Annotated in this window: 18 protein-coding genes; 4 read left to right on the forward strand and 14 right to left on the reverse strand. The window is 59.9% G+C overall.

The genetic code is table 11. The features are described 5' to 3' along the window. Positions 1-2: 2 nt before the first annotated feature. The 3 genes from JJQ51_RS11765 to JJQ51_RS11775 all read right to left on the reverse strand — a co-directional run bounded on the left by JJQ51_RS11765 (position 3) and on the right by JJQ51_RS11775 (position 4,497). A complete protein-coding gene (locus tag JJQ51_RS11765) occupies positions 3-3,398 on the reverse strand; it encodes an acyl-[ACP]--phospholipid O-acyltransferase (RefSeq protein WP_113329670.1) in 3,396 nt (1,131 codons plus the stop codon). A gap of 90 nt (positions 3,399-3,488) precedes the next feature. Then, positions 3,489-3,770: a YiaA/YiaB family inner membrane protein gene (locus tag JJQ51_RS11770; RefSeq protein WP_069610368.1), complete on the reverse strand. Its 282-nt coding sequence runs from the start codon at positions 3,768-3,770 to the stop codon at positions 3,489-3,491. A gap of 37 nt (positions 3,771-3,807) precedes the next feature. Beyond that, complete coding sequence (locus JJQ51_RS11775; protein ID WP_152093206.1) at positions 3,808-4,497, reverse strand: PspA/IM30 family protein; 690 nt, start codon at positions 4,495-4,497, stop codon at positions 3,808-3,810. Between the two features lie 112 nt (positions 4,498-4,609). Between JJQ51_RS11775 and JJQ51_RS11780 the strand changes: the two genes are divergently transcribed. Next, on the forward strand, positions 4,610-5,218 hold the full coding sequence (locus tag JJQ51_RS11780) for a TetR/AcrR family transcriptional regulator (protein WP_152095422.1): 609 nt from the start codon (positions 4,610-4,612) through the stop codon (positions 5,216-5,218). Between the two features lie 144 nt (positions 5,219-5,362). Here JJQ51_RS11780 and JJQ51_RS11785 read toward each other — a convergent pair whose 3' ends face one another. Then, entirely contained in the window at positions 5,363-6,247 is an 885-nt protein-coding gene (locus JJQ51_RS11785) for an alpha/beta fold hydrolase (protein ID WP_233788571.1), read from the reverse strand. 26 nt (positions 6,248-6,273) lie between these two features. Here JJQ51_RS11785 and JJQ51_RS11790 point away from each other — a divergent pair, with 26 nt between their 5' ends. Next, entirely contained in the window at positions 6,274-6,768 is a 495-nt protein-coding gene (locus JJQ51_RS11790; protein WP_308936578.1) for a winged helix-turn-helix transcriptional regulator, read from the forward strand. Positions 6,769-6,893: 125 nt separating this feature from the next. On the opposite strand, the gene JJQ51_RS11795 is transcribed toward JJQ51_RS11790, so the two are convergent. The 8 genes from JJQ51_RS11795 to JJQ51_RS11830 all read right to left on the reverse strand — a co-directional run bounded on the left by JJQ51_RS11795 (position 6,894) and on the right by JJQ51_RS11830 (position 13,954). Further along, complete coding sequence (locus JJQ51_RS11795; protein WP_152095421.1) at positions 6,894-7,673, reverse strand: polysaccharide deacetylase family protein; 780 nt, start codon at positions 7,671-7,673, stop codon at positions 6,894-6,896. A gap of 307 nt (positions 7,674-7,980) precedes the next feature. Further along, a complete protein-coding gene (gene minE / locus JJQ51_RS11800) occupies positions 7,981-8,241 on the reverse strand; it encodes a cell division topological specificity factor MinE (protein WP_112344625.1) in 261 nt (86 codons plus the stop codon). Further along, the gene (gene minD / locus JJQ51_RS11805) at positions 8,238-9,053 is read right to left on the reverse strand and encodes a septum site-determining protein MinD (protein WP_095437032.1); all 816 of its coding nucleotides are present in this window, start codon (positions 9,051-9,053) and stop codon (positions 8,238-8,240) included. Before minD ends, minE begins: the two co-directional genes overlap by 4 nt. Positions 9,054-9,082: 29 nt before the next feature. After that, complete coding sequence (gene minC / locus JJQ51_RS11810; protein ID WP_069610362.1) at positions 9,083-9,814, reverse strand: septum site-determining protein MinC; 732 nt, start codon at positions 9,812-9,814, stop codon at positions 9,083-9,085. 314 nt (positions 9,815-10,128) lie between these two features. Continuing rightward, positions 10,129-10,545 (reverse strand): organic hydroperoxide resistance protein, encoded by a 417-nt coding sequence (locus JJQ51_RS11815; protein WP_113329666.1) that lies wholly within the window; start codon positions 10,543-10,545, stop codon positions 10,129-10,131. A 186-nt stretch (positions 10,546-10,731) separates the two neighbouring features. Further along, positions 10,732-12,054 carry an ATP-binding protein gene (locus tag JJQ51_RS11820; RefSeq protein ID WP_269244752.1) on the reverse strand — a complete coding sequence of 441 codons (1,323 nt, stop codon included), beginning with the start codon at positions 12,052-12,054 and terminating at the stop codon, positions 10,732-10,734. After that, positions 12,051-12,791 (reverse strand): response regulator, encoded by a 741-nt coding sequence (locus JJQ51_RS11825; RefSeq protein ID WP_113329663.1) that lies wholly within the window; start codon positions 12,789-12,791, stop codon positions 12,051-12,053. The genes JJQ51_RS11820 and JJQ51_RS11825 overlap by 4 nt, the downstream gene beginning before the upstream one ends. Before the next feature lie 110 nt (positions 12,792-12,901). Beyond that, on the reverse strand, positions 12,902-13,954 hold the full coding sequence (locus JJQ51_RS11830) for an alpha/beta fold hydrolase (protein WP_269244753.1): 1,053 nt from the start codon (positions 13,952-13,954) through the stop codon (positions 12,902-12,904). Positions 13,955-14,314: 360 nt separating this feature from the next. Here JJQ51_RS11830 and JJQ51_RS11835 point away from each other — a divergent pair, with 360 nt between their 5' ends. After that, complete coding sequence (locus JJQ51_RS11835; protein WP_269244754.1) at positions 14,315-16,087, forward strand: cytochrome c biogenesis protein DipZ; 1,773 nt, start codon at positions 14,315-14,317, stop codon at positions 16,085-16,087. Positions 16,088-16,137: 50 nt separating this feature from the next. Then, positions 16,138-16,896 carry an alpha/beta fold hydrolase gene (locus JJQ51_RS11840; protein WP_113329660.1) on the forward strand — a complete coding sequence of 253 codons (759 nt, stop codon included), beginning with the start codon at positions 16,138-16,140 and terminating at the stop codon, positions 16,894-16,896. Between the two features lie 49 nt (positions 16,897-16,945). On the opposite strand, the gene JJQ51_RS11845 is transcribed toward JJQ51_RS11840, so the two are convergent. Together JJQ51_RS11845 and JJQ51_RS11850 are read right to left on the reverse strand one after the other, a co-directional pair. Next, on the reverse strand, positions 16,946-17,563 hold the full coding sequence (locus JJQ51_RS11845; RefSeq protein WP_113329659.1) for an O-methyltransferase: 618 nt from the start codon (positions 17,561-17,563) through the stop codon (positions 16,946-16,948). Between the two features lie 121 nt (positions 17,564-17,684). Continuing rightward, positions 17,685-18,581 (reverse strand): LysR family transcriptional regulator, encoded by an 897-nt coding sequence (locus tag JJQ51_RS11850; protein ID WP_269244755.1) that lies wholly within the window; start codon positions 18,579-18,581, stop codon positions 17,685-17,687. Between the last annotated feature and the right edge of the window lie 87 nt (positions 18,582-18,668).

Raw genomic sequence — 18,668 nt, forward strand, 5'->3', positions numbered from 1 at the left:
GCTTACGCCGCCTGTGACTGCGCTTGAGCTTCCAAAGCCATGGCACGCGCCGTCACGAAATCGACCTTGCCGGAGCCGAGAACCGGCACCTTGCCGACGGTCACTTCGGCGGGGACCATCATTTCCGTGGCCCCCTTCGATTTGGCGAATGCTAGGAAATCGCTTCGCGTCGCACCCGGCGCATCGGTCAGGAGCACGAGACGCTCGCCCTTCTTGACGTCGGGCACCGCCGAGACGACGCTGAGAGCACCCGGCCAGAGCTGTGCGGCAAGCGTTTCCACCGCGGCAAGCGAGATCATTTCGCCGCCGATCTTGGCGAAGCGCTTGGCGCGGCCGCGGATCTTGACGAAGCCGTCCTCATCGATCGTAACGATGTCGCCGGTATCGTGCCAACCCTCAGGCAGCGGCTCGAGGACGCCGGGATTGTCGGCGCGCAGGTAGCCGGCCATGACGTTGGCGCCGCGAATCAGAAGGCGGCCGCCCTCGTCGATGCCGGGTACCGGCTCGAGCTTCCATTCTATCCCCGGCATGATCTTGCCGACCGTTCCGGTGCGGTTATACATCGGGGTATTCAGCGATATGACCGGCGCGGCTTCGGTGACGCCATAACCTTCCAAGATGCGCAGGCCAAACTTCTCCATGTAGACCTCGCGGGTCGATGCCTTCACAGGCTCGGCACCCGAGAAGATGTAGCGGATCGACCGCAAATCGTAAGGATGAGCTGTGCGGGCATAGCCGTTCAGGAACGTATCCGTGCCGAAGACGATAGTAGCGTTCGACACATAGATCAGCTCCGGCACGATGCGGTAGTGCAGTGGCGACGGATAGAAGAACACCGGCACGCCCGAGACCAGCGGCAGGATCGTGCCCGCCGTCAGGCCGAAGGAGTGGAACATCGGCAGGACATTGAACACCTTGTCGCCAGGGTGGAAGTCGATGCGCGAGGCGGCCTGGGCGGCATTCGAGAGAACATTGCGGTGCGTCAGCACGACGCCCTTCGGTGCCCCTTCCGAGCCGGAGGTAAAGAGAATGACCGCCGGATCATCGGCATTGCGTTTTACCAGCGGCCGATATTTACGCATGAGGCCGACGATCTTGTCGAAAGCGGTGATCTGCGTGCGCAGCTCGTCCAGCCAGACGAGGGTCACATGCTTTTCGAGCTCCTCGACCACAGGACCGAGCTTTGCTTGCGTGATGAAGGCACGCGAGCAGAGCACATGCTTGACCTCAGCCGTCCGACAGGCGGATAGGATGTTGGCCGCACCAGCCGTGAAGTTCAGCATGGCCGGAACCTTGCCCGCCGACATAACGCCGAGCACGGTCGCGGCGGTGCCATTGGCATTCGGCAGCATCACGCCGAGCGTCTTCTCGTTCGGGAACATCTTCCTGAACTTCGCACCCAATACCGCAGCCCCTGTCAGCAGCTTGGCATAGGAGAGCTTGCCGGCGATCGGGTCTTCGACAGCGAGTTTCTTGCCGCCATATTCATGGGCGCTGTCGATGACGCGTCCAAGGACGGTATTATTGGTGTCGGCGGTGCGGAACATCAGCGTCGACATGATCTGGTAGAGAGCGGCACCTGCGGCGACACGGCGCTTCCTGCCCTTGAGTTCTGCGGATACGTCGAGCTTGACCGGCTCTAGGATCGTCACCTTGACCTTGGGGAAGAGGCGACGGCGAACATGGCTCGAGGTCAGATAGGAGGCATAGCTCTTTTCCAAACCATCGATGCGAACGGGCACGATCATGGCGCCGGTCTTGTCGGCCACCATGGCGGCACCGTCATAGACCTTCATCAGCGTGCCGGTGACGGTCAGGCGTCCCTCGGGGAAGATGCCGACAGGGCTGCCGTCCTGGATGACCTTGATCAGCGAGCGCGTCGCCATCGGCTTGGTAGGGTCGAGCGGCAGGAACTTGCACATCTTCAAAAGCGGCCGCACCCACCATTTCCTCGCGAAGGCATAGTCGATGGCGAAGACGGGCTCTTCCTCGGTGATGGCGAGCGCGAGAGCACCGTCGAGCAGGCTTACATGGTTGAGCGCGATGATCGGTGCGGGGCCGGCCTTGCGGATGTTCTCAAGGCCCTCGACCTCTAGCCGCATGAAGGCGCGGAAGATGATGGAGATGAGATCACGGAAGGCATTGGTTGGCAGCATTTTCAGCATGAGCCAGGCGATCGCCGCGTTGAGCACGGAGATGCTAAGAATGATCATCGGGATCGACAGGCCTACGGCCTGAAGCACCGCCACAAGCGCCAAACCCACGGCAATGAAGAGAGCGGAAAGCACATTCGAGGCGCCGATGACGCGGGCGCGGCGATCCTCATGCGCCCAGCTCTGCATGGCCGAGAAGGTTGGAACCGCCAGGAAGGCACCGCCAATCGCCATGCCGGCGAGGTCGATGGCAACGCGGATGGTCTTTGGTCCCTCGAAGAAGGCGAGAATGGTTTCGGCATGAGAGGTCGACTGCAGACCCCAGAGGTTCCAGCCGAGATCGAGGCCAAAGAGCGCGACGATGAGCATGCCGATCGGCGCCGGCAAGAGCACGATGCGGCCGGCCGCCATCCATCCGGCAATGGCTGAGCCGATGGCAACCGATATGGCGAAGATCGCCAGATAGGCGGGAACGACGATTTCCGAGCCGCCGAGAATATCGGTGACCATGACCGGCAGCATCGACATGATGAAGGCGCCGACGAACCAGAACCAGCAGTTCATGAGCGAAGCGCGCCAAATGCGGCTGTCAGCGCGAAGCTCGTTGACCAGCCGGTAGCTCGAGCGCACGACATTGGTGTCGACGATGAGATCAGGTGCCTTGGAACCGGTCGCAGGAATCAGACGGGCGGCGAACCAGCAGAGGATGGAAAGCCCCATCATCATCGGCCCGAAGATCCAGACATTTTCGCCCTCGCGGAAGGCGACCGCCGCAACCATCGTGCCGGTCAAGATGGCAATGAAAGTACCGCCCTCGATCCAGGCATTCGCCTTTGGAAGATCCCGGCTTTGCAGATGATCCGGCAGGATGCCGTATTTGATCGGCCCAAAGAGCGAGGAAATGACGCCGAAGCCGAAGAGGGCAAGCATCAGGATCCAGATGGAGGAGAAGGCGATGCCGACAACGGAGATCGCCGCGACACCGAGCTCGCAGCGCTTCAGAAGCTCTGCCATCTTGGCCTTGTCGTATTTGTCGGCAAGCTCGCCGGCGATCGCCGACAGGAGCAGGAACGGCACGATGAAGATGCCGCCGGCAAGTGTGACCAGCGCCGCACCCTCGGTCGCCATCTGCGCGAGAATGACGAAAACCAGGGTCTGCTTTAAGAAATTATCATTGAAGGCGGTCAGAAATTGCGTCCAGAACAGCGGCGCGAACTTCCTCGATCTCATCAGGTGCGTTTGCATGGCGTATCCCTCATTCGGCCAACAGGACGCCATAGAGTTGTTACGCAAAGATTGAGCGCGGATACAACCCTATGGCACCGTTAATAAAAACTAGTCCTGACCGTCACGATTGAACTTAACCAGAAGCTTTTCCGTACGGGCATCCTCCACCTTCCGGATCAGTTTGTCAGCCTCGCTATTGTCTCGGATTGTCTTGGTGACGTTGACCGCCGTCTGCACCAGCATCAGGATGCCCATAGCGAGATAGCCTTTACCCCAGAGATCGATCGGCATCATGTAAAGGCCGATGAGGAGCATAAATGCGGCAGCGGCAAAAGAGATGTAGGAAAAGCTGACCCAAGCCTGGGAATGTTTCTGAAAGCTGTCATTCATGATCGTATCCTCTCAAATGTGTTCGTTGTGTTCGGTTTCAGGCTGCTGAATTCATGCGCTCACGCAGGCGGGTAAGCACGTCGTCGGCCGAAGGATCGAGCGGTGCGCCGCAGCCGGCATTGGCGAGTTTTTCGATGATATGTGCCTGCCGGCTCGCGGCATCCATCTCCTTCATGGCCGAGGCTGCGATCTCGCAGCGGCTCTGATAGGCCTGAAGACGGGCAAGCGTCTCCTCGGCGTCATCGAGTGTGGCCAGGCCGGAATTGTCGTCGCAGGCGGCATTGAGCTTCTGTGTCTGCTCGGTGGCGCGCGCCAGGCGTTCGCCCCGCTGCAATTCCTGCAGCCGCGCTTCCGATGTGCGAACGGTTGCCTTGAGTTTGCCGATCGTCTGAGTGAATTGCGCCTGTGCCTTCTCGGATGCGTCGCGCTCGGCTTCGAGCTGGGCGATCGCCTCGGCCGCTTCCCGCGCGAGTTCTTCGCTTCCCTTCTGCAGGGCGGCGACGGCGCGTGTTTCCAAGTCCGCAATGCGGCCGATGATCGCTGCGTGCCGGTTCTTTTCTTGCTCATTCTGCGCGATGGCAATCGCCACGGCCCGCCGCGCCGACTGAATCGCGCTGGCCGCCTCGCGGATCTGCTGGGCCAGCAGCGGCACCGCGTTGCGATCGATGAATGCCTGTTCGGCATCGTAGGCCCGACCGCGAATGAGCGTCAGAATTGAATTGAACATTTGTCGTCTCCCGTTTATGAACGATGTTCACGAAACGATGTATGCCAGAATGATGAACATCGTTCAAGAAAAATTTTGAACGATGTTCAAAAAAATCGGATTGGAATTGTCAATGGCGAGAAAAACTCTGGAAAAGCGCGAGGACCTGAAGCTCAGGTTGATCGAGGCGGCACGCAATCGCATTGCAGCCAATGGGATTTCCAACCTGAGGGCGCGCGACGTCACACAGGATGTCGGCTGTGCTCTCGGAGGTCTTTACACTGTCTTTGCTGACCTTGACGATCTGGTCATTCACGTCAATTCGGCAACCCTGAAGGCGCTGGAAGCATCGCTGACACTCGCCGAAGTCAAGGATCACACACCGACGGACCGGCTGCGCAATCTCGCGCGCGGCTATCTGCGCTTTGCGGTCACCCATCGCAATCTGTGGAAGGCGCTGTTCGACCATCGGCCTCCCGATGACCGCCCGAGCCCCGAATGGCATCTCGAAGAGCATATGTTCCTGATGGGCGTCATTGCCGAGCCGCTCGCGGAGTTGCAGCCGAACATGTCGGAAACGGCACGTGCAATCCGGGCGAGAACGCTCTTCGGCGCCGTGCATGGCGTCGTCAGCATCAGCCTCGAAGGGCGTTTCGTCGGCTTGCCGATCGAAAGCCTGGAACAGGAGCTCGACGATTTCATCCTGACGGTCGCAGCAGGAGCTGCGGCGAGGCAAGGCTAATACCCATTGTAAGGGAAACGCGCTCCGTCATATGGTGCCGTTCAGACCGCCGCTTCAACGAACGGTTTCCTGACTGCCTCGATATCCCCGTCGACTCCTTCTGTCAGCTTGGAACTTCATTAAGGGAGCACTCAGCCCCCTCGCTCATAGTAACTCCACCCAAGACACGATCGCTGAGTTCACATCGTCCTTGCGGTCCTGCATGATCCAGTGCCCGGCGTTCTTCCAGACATCGACCTTGGACTTCTCGTTCGAGAACCATGTGCGCATCCGTGCGGCCTGGCTCTCGTCACGGCAGAGATGATAGAAAGGGACTGTGATCGTCTTGCAGAAGGTTTCGCTATTGCTGCCAAGGCCGACCTGATCAGATCCGAAGAATAGCGGTCCGAAGGATTCTCGAACGGGATGCTCCGGCATTCCCTGAAGTCGTCTTGCATGCCAGCGCTTGATTGCCGGATCGGTTGAAGGGTCGTAGACGCTTTCGAACAGGGCCGGACCGACCACGCCGGGACTCTGCGTCTGGAGGCCGTCGACGGTTTTCTTGAAGATCGGCCCAAGGCTGTCCGCAAAGCCAAGAGAACCATCGACTGATACAACCGCATCGACAAGATCCGGCCGCTTTGCCGCAAGGCGCGCGGCGACCTGCCCACCCATGGAATGTCCTATCAATATAAATTTCTCACCCTCGAATTTCCTTTCGATCAGAGCTTCGATGTCACGAACATAGTCGCCAGGCATGTAGCTGCCTGATGGCATGATCTCGGACCAGCCATGGCCGCGCAGATCGACGGCAACGACCCGATAGCGGCTTTCAAGGGCGGGCAATTGCCAACTCCAGTCATGGGAATCACACGTCCAGCCATGCAGCAGCATTACGTTCCGGCCCTTTCCGGAGACCGTATAGAAAAGCTTGGCGGTGCGCGGCGGCGCGGCAAGGGCAGCACCGGGGCCTGCAGCAGCAGCCGCAACCGTCATTCCAAGGATGGTCATCAGACCGCGCCGCGATAGGTCGAAATTGCTCTCTGCCACTGATAGTCTCCTTTGAAATCTCTGGCATGTCCGCCAGCTTCCCGCTCGGCAGCCCGGTGTTGATTGCTCGGGTGACTTGTAGATATACATTGGAAATCTACGATCAATTACGCACCTTAAAGTGCGTAGATATACCGGAGGATATCCAGATGCCCGGCAAGGTGGACAACGTCTTCTTCGCGGACTGTGCGGCGCGCTCGTTCTTCGATCAGGTCGCGAACAAATGGTCCGTCATGATACTGACCGTGCTTGAGGAAAAGCCCACCCGCTTCAATGAGTTCATGCGCAGGTTGGAAGGAATTACTCACAAGGCGCTGACCCAGGCATTGCGACGGCTTGAAAGAAACGGGCTGATTTCGCGCAGAGTGCTGGCAACCTCACCGGTCGCGGTGGAATATTCGATCACCGATCTTGGCCGGACGCTTCAAGTGCCGTTCGGCGCGGTCTACGAATGGGCGATCAACCATCTGCGGCACATCGAAGAGGCACAGGAAAACTATGACGCTCGCGCGAATACATAAGGCGAGCATATTCGAAAACGACGATCGCTTCTGTCTCGAGCCTTCGCCCTGCCGCGCAAACATGCACGGTGATTTCGCGCTATGTCCGAGAGATCACAGACCCGAACCTGAAGACACAGAAGTGTTCAAGGTTTCGAGGGCGCATAATTCCTGATGTCGCCGAAAGCGTAGCCGCGCTCCCTAAGCTTGCGGATCAGCGACTGCAGGTTTTCGCGACCATTGAACTGGTCCTGAAACATCTCGTCATGCATGAGCAGGATCATCTTTCCACGCTGCGTGAAACGACCGTATTGAAAAAGGTGGTCGATCTCGTTGACGAGATGGTCCACCGATTGGACCGGCTTGCCGTCGTCGCTATGCACCCATTCGAAATCCCAGCCATAGAGATAGAAGCCTGCTTCGGCGACGAGCTCGTAATCCAGCCACTCGCGTTCCCATTGGGCAACGTTGATGGATAGATCCTCCCGCGATACGGTCGGAAGCCGGAAGACGTCCCTGCCCGGCAGTCGCGCATTGACGATCGGCGTCAGACCCAGCACCTCATTGGCGTGTAGCATGTCGGCAACCACGGCCTGGGTATTGGAATAGTATCGTCTATAGCGATTATTGGCGTGGCTGTAGCTGTGATTGCCGACGGTCACCAGCGGCATCGCCTTGGCTTCTGCCAGGAGATCGCGCCCGGCTGGAATAGTTTCGACATGCTGGCCGACCATGAACATGGCGGCGGGGACATTTTCCTGACTTAGCACGGAAAGAATGTTCTTCGTTCCAGGCAAAGGGCCGTCATCGAAAGTCAGAAAGATCGTCTTATCGGCCGCGCGAGCAGAGACGGCGCAGGCCGCAACCAAGAGGCCGGTGAGCAGCCATCTGAAGATCGCATTCCATCGATAATTCAACCCGCTCAAGCCAGCCGCCTCCCGCCTCATCGCTGCAAACTGGCATATAGCATGGAACAAGAAAAGCACCCGGCATGCGACAAAAGCAAAGGGCGCTCTACCCATTTCTGGGGAGCGCCCTTGCTTATTGACCCGGACAGCGAACACCGCCTCGACACAGAAATGTCAGCGCGGCAGGCCATCGATACAGGTGATGGGCTGCAAATAATCGCGAATCGCACCCTTTGCAAGAGGCGGGTGCGAAAATTCTAGCAATTCTGTCACACGAGAATTCCATGTGACAGAATTCGCACATTTGACAGGCGTTGGCCTATAGTCAGGCCGCCTTCAAGGCCGCGTCGCGCGGGATCTCGACATCGATCTCCAGCATGGATACGTCCTTGTCGCGATCCATCTTCACCTGCACTTTGTCGCGATCGACCTGCACATGCTTGGCGATAACCGCGAGAATTTCCTCCCTCAGCACGGATACGAGATCCGAGCCCACGGAAGCACGCTCGTGGGCAAGGAGGATCTGCAGGCGCTCACGCGCCATCGGTGCAGATCTCTGCTTGCGGAACAGTCCGAAAATGCTCATGCGGCCCTCCTTGCGAAGATCTTGCCGAAGATACCCCGCTTTTCGCCAGGGATGGTGATCGGCACCTGCTCGCCGGCAAGACGGCGTGCGGCGTCGAAATAGGCAAGCGACGGCGCGCAGCGCGCATCGGCAAGCGTCACCGGCGAGCCGAGGTTGGACGCGCGCAGGACATCAGTGCTTTCCGGAATGATGCCGAGCAGCGGAATGGAGAGGATCTCCAGCACGTCGTCGACCTTCAGCATATCGCCGCGTTCGGCGCGGCCGGCGTCGAAGCGGGTCAGCAGCAGGTGCTTTTCCATGCGCTCGCCGCGCTCCGCCTTTAGCGTCTTGGAGTCCAGCAGGCCGATGATCCGGTCGGAATCGCGCACCGAGGAGACTTCCGGGTTGGTGACGACGACGGCGACGTCGGCATGGCGCATGGCAAGCGTGGCGCCGCGCTCGATACCGGCCGGGCTATCACAGATGACCCAATCGAAATAATTCTTGAGCTCGTTGATGACGCGCTCGACACCCTCGGGCGTCAGATTGTCCTTATCGCGGGTCTGCGAAGCCGGCAGGAGGAAGAGCGTTTCCAGCCGCTTGTCGCGGATCAGGGCCTGCGGCAGCTTGGCATCGCCGTGAATGACGTTGACGAGGTCATAGACCACACGGCGTTCCGCGCCCATGACCAGATCGAGGTTGCGCAGACCGACGTCGAAATCGACCACGACGACCTTTTCGTTTCTCTGTGCCAGAGCCGCCCCCAATGCGGCCGTCGAAGTCGTCTTTCCAACTCCGCCCTTGCCTGATGTGACGACGATTACCTTGCCCATCTTGCTCTCCTGTTTTGGCCGGCTTCGGCTCAGATTAGTTTTTCGGCCATGATCGTTTCACCATCCAGCCAGAGCTGGACGGCTTGCCCCTTGAGGCCGGGTGATATGTCTTCCGCCATCTTGTAGATGCCATCGATCGCCAGCAGCTCGGCCTCGAGCTTGCGGCAGAAGATTCGCGCCGAGGCATTGCCGATCGAGCCCGCCATGGCGCGGCCGCGCAGGGCGCCGTAAATATGGACCGATCCACCCGCAATGACTTCCGCGCCCGATGCCACCGAACCGATGACAGTGACATCGCCTTCGGGAAAGATCACCGATTGGCCGGATCGTACCGGCTCGCGGATGATCAGCGACTGCGTAACCGCACGAACTTCCGGCGGCGGCGCCTTGGGCTCGCTATTGCGGCGCTCCACGACCGGTTCGGCCTCGGAGACTTCGAAATCGGCAGCCGGACGCCCACCCTTCAGGATCGGCGGCATACCAGGCCCCGATATCGACGGGCGACCGCCCTCGATGCCCATGATGCTGACATTGCGGGCCGAAAGCTCGGCAATCAGCTCCTTGAGCTGCGCCTTGTCGATCGGCAGATCGGTGATATCGAGCACGACCGGCCGCCCCAGAAAGAAGCCGGCCGAACGGGCTGCGAGGTCGTCAAGCCTGGTCAACCACTGATCCAGCGGAAGATCCGGCGAAAGCATGACCGCAAGAAAAGAGCGGCCCTTGATACGGATCGAACGAGCGTCTGTTAGCACTTTGGTCATCTATGTGAATAAATCGTTGATCCTGTGTACCGTTGATATGGTTAACAAATGGTTAATTCGGGGCTCGATTGGGGCCCGAACCGCCCCACAAAACGGCGAGGCTCGCAAGCGCCGAAGGCTCGTTGGAGCTGGGGTCGTAGACGCAGGGAGCGGCAAAAATCGCAGCTCCTGCAAGGAGAAGAATGATTGGTCGCATGAGATCCTCCAGAGGGAAAAGCAGGCGCCGGCCTGCTTGATAGTCAATGCAGAAAAATTAACGATTCGGCGCGCCGCACCTTCCGGAACGACGCGCAATATCGACGCTTGAGCGATTCTCAGGCGAGCTTCAGCTCGACATTGATGTTGCCGCGAGTCGCCTTCGAATAGGGGCAGGTCTGGTGAGCTTCCTCGACCAGCGTACGGGCAAGCTCTGGCTCGATGCCGGGCATGCTGATGGTCAGGCGCGCCTGCAGGAAGTAAGCACCATCCGTGGTACCCAGATCCACTTCGGCATCGACGGCGAGATCGGCAGGAAGCTTGATCTTGCGCTTGCCAGCGGCCAGGCCCATGGCTCCGATGAAGCACGCCGACCAGCCGGCGGCAAAGAGCTGCTCGGGATTGGTGCCGGCATGGGCGCTGCCGGGAGGCGAAAGCTTGACATCCAGCTGGTTGTCATCGCTGCGCGCGAAGCCGTCGCGGCCGCCGATGGTGTGGGTCTTGCCGGTGTAGAGAACCTTGTCGATCTTGGTCATGGAACACTCCTTTGTTGCGCTGCCCGATCTGTTATGTCGTGGGAGCAACGTCTGTTGACGGAGTTGTTTTTGATGGATCGACGTATCCGGCATGTTTCCGGAATCGCCGGAAGTGTTACAAAACGTAGGCCTTAACACGCCGGATACAAATGCTTACAAAGATCCTGAAGATCTTTTGAGGACTGATCAGGAAATAACAACTTCGGCGGCCAAGCCGCCGTCCTCGCGGTTATAGAGTCTGACGGAGCCACCGAGCGTCTGGGCGAGCTGCTGGGCAATCGCCAACCCGAGCCCCGTACCGCCCGTGTTGCGGTTGCGCGATTGCTCCAGCCGGAAGAAGGGCTGCATCGCCGCTTCTATCTGGTCCTGCGGAATGCCGGGACCGCGATCCAGAACGGTGATCGCAATCTGGCCCGTATCCCGCCGCTCCACGGCGATCTCCGCCGCACCGGCAAATTTCAGGGCATTGTCGATGAAGTTGGTGAGGATGCGGCGGAGCGCATGCGGCTTGGTCGTCGCCGTGCCCTGGATCAGGCCAAGAATCTCGACGGACTTGCCGGTGTCCTGATAATCGTAGCTGATGCTTTCGATGAAGGAAGCGAGATCGATGCGGGCGCTCTTCTCGCCATTGCCGTGCGCGCTGCGTGCATAGGCGATCCCATCCTGCACCAGACGCTCGATCTCGCCGAGATCCTGCAGCAGCTTGGTTTTCTCCGGCGAATCATCGGCAATGTCAGCGCGCAGGCGCATGCGGGTGATCGGCGTCTGCAGATCGTGCGATATCGCCGCAAGGATCTGCACGCGCTCTTCGAGATAATGCGCTATTCGATCCCGCATGGCGTTGAAGGCCCTGGCGGCATGCGCCACTTCGCTCGGCCCCCGATCGCTCAAGGCCGGGCTCTTGTTGTTCGGATCGAGCGCATCGGCCGCAGCAGCAAGCTCGGCGAGCGGACGTGTCGCTTGGCGGACGGCAAACCAGGTACAAAGCACGATCAGCAGCATCTGTACAACGAAGACATAGGGCAGCCAGGCCGCGATCGGCATGACGCCCTTGGGCGTAACATCGATCGTCAGCGGACTGCCATCGCTCAAATTGAGATGTGCCTGCAGCCGCGAGATCGGGCCTGGTATCGATTCCATGCGAATGGGAAAGCGATGGCCGACCGCGTCCTCTATCTTGGCGGCGATCTCCGCGCCGTGCGCAGAGGTATCGGGCACACCAGGCAGGCCCGTCCCAAGCTCGAAATTGTAATTGCCGCGGCTGAGCCAATCGACGAAATTCGCCCTCTCATCGGCCGGCAGGCGATCAAGAACCGCGATCGAGGTCGCAACGTCGTTCTCCAGCGTGCCGAGCATGACCGCCTTTGCCGACATATAGCGCTCGATATAAAGCACGCTGAAAGACAGGCCGTAAGCAATTGCGAGGCCAGCCAGCAGGATCAGCGAAATGCGAGCACGCAGGGTACTCGGCCACCATGGCCGGTGACCCGGAAGGTCGATCACCGTCATGGGCGAAGCTCCGCAATTTCCACCGGCACGGAGAAAACATAGCCTTCGCTGCGCACCGTCTTGATATACATCGGCTCCCGCGCGTCATCCCCCAGCCGCTGACGAAGACGACTGACGAGCAGGTCGATGGAGCGATCGAAGAGATCGGCGTCGCGGCCCTGGGTGAGATTCAGAAGCTGGTCGCGGTTGAGCACCCGCTGCGGATGATCGATGAAAACGCGCAGCAGGCGGTATTCCGCACCGCTAAGCGTGATCTCCGTGCCGTCCTTATCGAGCAGATGACGGCCGACCGTATCCAGCCGCCAGTCTCCGAAGACCAACAATTGACCGGCTTCGCTGATCTGCAAATTGGGCGGCAGCATGCGGGTGCGCCGAAGAACCGCCTTGATGCGGGCAAGCAGCTCGCGGGCGGCAAACGGCTTTGCCAGATAATCGTCCGCGCCCATTTCCAGGCCAAGGATCCGGTCCATTTCGTCGCTGCGCGCCGTCAGCATCAGAATGGGTGTCGCCTTGTGCTTTCCGGCACGAAGCTCGCGACACAGCACCAGGCCGTCATCACCAGGCATCATCACGTCGAGCACGATCAGATCGACCGAATTGGCCTCGAGGAAACTGCGCATCTGCCGGCCATCGGCGGCCGTTGTCGCCCGCAGACCGTTCTTTTTCAGATAGCTCGACACCAGTTCGCGGATTTCCCGATCGTCATCCACGATCAGGATATGGTCGATATGATCCATTTCGATTTCCCACTCATCATCGTAAGCATCGAGCTACGAACATTCCCTCATAGCACCAACGACAGGAGGCGCCAGCTTACGCCGGCACCCTCCCACACGCTACCGCTGAACTAGAAACGATCAACATCTATTACAGCCTGGGCGAAAGCCTGCGGCGCTTCCTGCGGCAGATTGTGGCCGATGCCGCCGGTGATGGTGCGATGCTCGTACTTGCCCGAGAACTTGCCGCGATAGGCCGCAGGCTCCGGATGCGGCGCACCGTTGGCATCGCCCTCCATTGTGATGGTTGGGATCGAAATCACCGGACCTCCGGCGAGCTTCTTTTCATAGGCATCGAACTTCGCTTCGCCTTCGACCAGACCGAGGCGCCAGCGGTAGTTATGGATGACGATATCGACATGGTCGGGGTTGTCGAATGCTGCGGCCGAGCGATCGAAAGTGGCATCGTCAAAAGCCCATTGCGGCGAGGCGGTGTGCCAGATCAGCTTTGCGAAATCGTGCCGGTTTTCCTGGTAACCAAGTCGGCCGCGCTCAGTGGCGAAATAGAATTGATACCACCAGGCAAGCTCCGCCTTCGGCGGCAGCGGCTTGCGGTTGACCTCCTGGCTGCCGATGAGATAGCCGCTGACCGAGACCAGCGCCTTGCAACGCTCAGGCCAGAGAGCCGCCATGATGTCAGCGGTGCGGCCACCCCAGTCGTAGCCGGCAACGACGGCCTTATCGATCTTCAGCGCATCGAGAAGGTCGATCATATCAGCGGCAAGTGCGGCCTGCTGGCCATTGCGCGGCGTGTCCTTCGAAAGGAAGCGGGTGGTCCCGTAGCCGCGAAGATAGGGGATGATGACCCTGTAACCGGCACCAGCCAAGAGCGGTGCGACATCGACGAAGCTATAGATATCATAGGGCCAGCCGTGCAGCAGCAGCACGACCGGGCCATCGGCCGGGCCGGCTTCCGCATAACCGGCATTGAGCACGCCGGCATTGATCTGCTTCAGCGCGCCGAAGGACGTGTGAGTGCCGGCCTTGATCGCCGGCAGGGTCGATGCGGAAGCCTTTGTTTCTTGTGCGCCGGCAATGGCAGGCAGGCCGAATTCGGCGGAGGCGACGGCGATGGCGGCCATGCCGAAAAAGCGGCGGCGGGTGTGGTTGATTTCCTCGGACATCTCTATCTCCTGTCGATTGGATCGTGAGCATAAGAAAGCCAGCCGCATGTATCGCCGATGTGTCGCAGCCGGTGGCGTTTTGAATGCCTTTGTAGCTTCAGGCGGCACAGATACAGTGTGATACAATCCACTAGGCCTGACCCGCAAACAATCGATAGGCGCCGAGACCCCCGTCCAAATCGGCTCGCGACAATCAATTTGTATCGCAATGTATCGCAGCCCGAGACATCGACGTTTCGGTACATTCTGCCATCCAATCAGACACATTTGAGATACGTCGCCACCGGCAGATAGCGTCACTGCTGCACACGGCACCTGGCCGTTCGCAGCCGCTCAATCGCTTCTAAAGGAACAAGAACGATGACGCTTCTTATCATAGCTTATCTCGGAGGAGCGCTGACGATTCTCAGTCCGTGCATCCTGCCCATCCTCCCCTTCGTCTTTGCCCGTGCAGGACAACCCTTCGTCCGCAGCACGCTTCCCATGCTTGCGGGCATGGCGCTCACCTTTGCTGTCGTCGCGACGCTGGCTGCTGTCGGCGGTGCCTGGGCGATCCGCGCCAATGAATATGGCCGCCTCGCGGCGATCGTTCTGCTCGGCGTCTTCGGCCTGAGCTTGATTTCGCCGCGTATCGCCAGCGCCCTCTCCCGACCGGCCGTCGATCTCGGCAACAACCTGCTGAACGCCGCCGGGGCCAATCGGGCAACAGCGAGCGTCAGAAGCTCCTTCGTGCTTGGCATCGCAACCGGCCTGCTTTGGGCACCTTGCGCCGGCCCGATCCTCGGACTGGTCCTGACTGGTGCGGCTTTGAAGGGCGCCAATCTGCAGACGACATTCCTGCTGCTTGCCTATGGTGCCGGTGCCGCGACCTCGCTTGCCGTTGCTCTCTTTGCCGGCGGCAAGATCTTTGCCCGCATGAAGCAGTCTCTCGGCGTCAGCGAACGCATCCGCCAATTCGCTGGCGCCGCCGTTTTGGCCGGTGTTGCAGCGATCGCCGTTGGCCTCGATACCGGCCTGCTCGCCCGCCTCTCCTACGCAAGCACCGGTTCCTTCGAGCAGGCCTTGCTAGAGAAGCTGCACCCCAAGACCTCAGCCCCGGAAACCGAGGTTGCCAGCAACAGCGCCGTCAAGGTTGCGACAGACGCGGTGCGCCCGTTCCACAGCGATCTTCCCGTCGAAGGCCCCGCTCCGTCGCTCGATGGCGCGGTCACCTGGCTGAACTCGCAGCCGCTGACGACGGCCGAGCTTCGCGGCAAGGTCGTCCTCATCGATTTCTGGACTTATTCCTGCATCAACTGCATCCGCACCATCCCCTATGTTCGTGCCTGGGCGGAAAAGTATAAGGATCAGGGCCTCGTCGTCATCGGCGTCCATGCTCCGGAATTCGCCTTCGAGAAGAATGTCGACAACGTCAAGAAGGCGGTCGCCGACTTCAAGATCAGCTACCCCGTTGCGATCGACAACGACTATCGCATCTGGCGAGCCTTCGAAAACAACTACTGGCCTGCCCATTATCTGATCGATACCAAGGGACAGATCCGCTACCAGCATTTCGGCGAAGGCAACTACCGCCAGACCGAACAGGCAATCCAGGACCTCTTGCGCGAAGCAGGCAGCGACATGGCCCAGAGCGCCCCTGTGGTTCCGAATGCAAAGGGTGCGGAAGCAAGCCCGGACCTCAGCCATATCCGCTCCGGCGAAACCTATATCGGCTATAGCCAGGCAACAGGCTTCGTCTCCCCCGAAGGGCTGAAGGCAGATACGACCGCCGACTATTCCATTGCCAATCCCGGCCTCAATCAATGGGGCCTGACGGGCACCTGGACAATCGGCCCGGAACAGGCATCGCTCGATAAGGCAGGCGGCGGCATCACTTACCGCTTCAGCGCCCGCGACCTGCACCTCGTCCTCGGTCCCTCGGCAGATGGAAAGCCGATCCGCTTCCAAGTAACCGTGGATGGAAAGGCGCCCGGCGCCGACCACGGTTCCGATATCGACGCCGACGGCAACGGCACAGTGACGGCCACCAAGCTCTATCAGCTCGTCCGCCAGTCCGGCGACATCACCGCCCGCAACTTCGAAATCCGTTTCCTCGATCCCGGGGTGCAGGCCTACGCCTTCACCTTCGGCTGAAATTCCCCTTCACCCCCAAGCATGAAGCTCAACTGACAGGAGTTATACCCATGAAGACCCGTTTTCTCTCCATCATCGCTCTCGGCCTTGCCGCAAGCACCTTTGCCTTTGCTGCGCAGGCAGCCGAGATCAAGAACATCGTTATCGTCCACGGCGCCCTTGCCGACGGTTCGGGATGGCGCAAGACCGCCGAGATCCTTGAAAAGGACGGCTTCAAGGTCACGGTCGTGCAGGAACCCATCACCTCGCTCGCCGACGATGTCGCCGCCACCAATCGCGTGCTCGACCTTCAGAACGGGCCGAGCCTGCTCGTCGGCCACAGCTATGGCGGCATGGTCATCACCGAAGCGGGCAATCGCCCTGATGTTGCCGGTCTCGTCTATGTCGCAGCGTTCCAGCCCGACAAGGGCGAGAGCCTGATCAGCCTTGCGAGCTCGAAGCCGGCAGGTAGCATGAACATCCGCGAAACCAAGGACGGCCAGTATCTTTATCTCGATCCGGCGACTTTCGCTGCTGACTTTGCCGCCGACCTGCCGAAGGATGAAGCCAATTTTCTGGCGAAGTCACAGGTTTTCGCGTCGAAGGCCGCCTTCACCGCCAAAGTCGGCGATCCCGCCTGGAGGGCGAAGAAGAGCTGGGCGGTCGTCGCAACCAACGACCGCTCCATCAACCCCGAGCTTGAGCGCGACATGGCAAAGCGCGCCGGCAGCGACGTGACCGAAATCAAGGCAAGCCATGCCATCTTCGCCTCGCAGCCGGAAAAGGTCGCCGCCGTCATCGAAAAGGCAGCCAAGGACGCCGGCAAGTAAACTCAAGCAGGCGGCGGCTCAGGAATGAACCGCCGCCTGCCTCCAGTCCTTATACAGGATCGTAGCGGCTAACTTCGATCCCGGAGCCGACGGGCAACAGAACAGAGGTAATGCCAGGTTTGGCGCGAACGGCTTCGCCATAGCGTTTCACATCCTCATTCCCGGGCATGAACATATTGTCGGCCACAATGATCGCGCCGGCATTGAGCTTCGGATAGAAGGCCTCAAGGCATGGGATGTAGAGATCCTTCCACAGGTCAACGAGCACGAAATCGACGCCGGACGACAGCGCCTTGATCATCTCCACCGCATCGCCGATCTGGAAATCGATATGCGCCGATAACCCCGCCTTTTCGGCCATCTCTCTGGCAAACTCGGTCTTATAGGCGTGCAACTCCATGGAAATAAGCTTGCCGCCGCTGGCGCGCGCGGCCTCGGCAAGCCAGATACCTGAATAGCCGAAGGATGTGCCAAGCTCCAGAATGGTGGGCGCCTTCAGGCTCTTCGCCAGAATGTTGATGAAGCGACCCGTCTCCGGTCCGACCGCCCTCAACCGACGATCCTGACCACCGTCACGCCCGCCCGGCGGCATTTCCCTCGGCTTGCTGTGCTCTTCGCGAATTAGCTCATGATAGGCTTCGAGAACGGCTTCGATCTTCTGGTCCATGACACGCTCACCTTCCAAACAATCATCTCGACGATATCTCAGGCGATATGGCTACATCTCGATATGGCGCCACTCAAGCGCTATGGAGATTCATGTCTGAAACTTAATCTTTCACCGACGTTCAGCGGGACGCATTGTGCTCGCGGATCAGATCAATCAAGGCCCGCAATCGGGCCGGCATCTGGCGGCGCTCGGCGAAATACAGGCTGAGCCCCGGATAGGGTGGGCTCCAATCCTCCAGCACCGCGATCAGATTGCCCGCCGCTATGTGCCCGGCAACGGAGGCTTCGCTGATATAGGCCAGCCCCGCCCCCTCGAGCGCAGCGCTTAACATCAGGTCGGAAGCATCGAGGGTGAGGCTTCCCGGTGCATCGACAAGGATGGACTGGCCGTGCCGCTCGAACTCCCAGCGATAAAGCTTGCCGCTCGCCATGCGAGCACGGATGCAGCGATGTCGCAGGAGATCGCCCGGAACAAGCGGGTATGGCCTGTTGCTGAAATAGGCAGGTGAGCCGACGACCAGCGAGCGCAGCGTCGGAATAATCGGGATTGCGACCATATCGGTCGGAACTGCCTCGGCAATCCGGATGCCGGCGTCAAAGCCCTTGCCGATGACATCGACCAAGGCGTTATCGGTGACGATCTCGATTTCGACATCAGGATAGCGCCGGCCATATTCGAGAATAAGCGGCGTCAGTAGTATGCGCGCTGCGCCGGGCGCCATATTGAGACGAAGCGTGCCTGATATCGTACCGGAAGACAGGCCTGCATTTTCGATAGCCCTGTCGATTGCCACAAGCGCCGGCGCCACTTCCGCCACGAAGCGCTCACCGGCATCCGATAGCGTGACACTGCGCGTCGTCCTGTTGAATATCCGTACGGACAGGCGCTCCTCCAGTGTTGCGACCGCGTGGCTGAGCGCCGAGGAGGACATCCCGAGTTCGCGGGCGGCCGCGCGAAAACCGCCATGGCGGGCAACCGCAGCGATCGCCTCAAGCTCCGCCAGACTAGCCTTCATTGCGCGATTTTCCTTATCAGCCTGTCCCACTTTGTCCTACTAGACCGAACAGATAGCGCATCTTACCTCTGTCGTGAAGATGAAGGA

It is taken from the genome of Rhizobium sp. AG207R (genome assembly GCF_027109195.1).
GTDB lineage: Bacteria > Pseudomonadota > Alphaproteobacteria > Rhizobiales > Rhizobiaceae > Rhizobium > Rhizobium dioscoreae.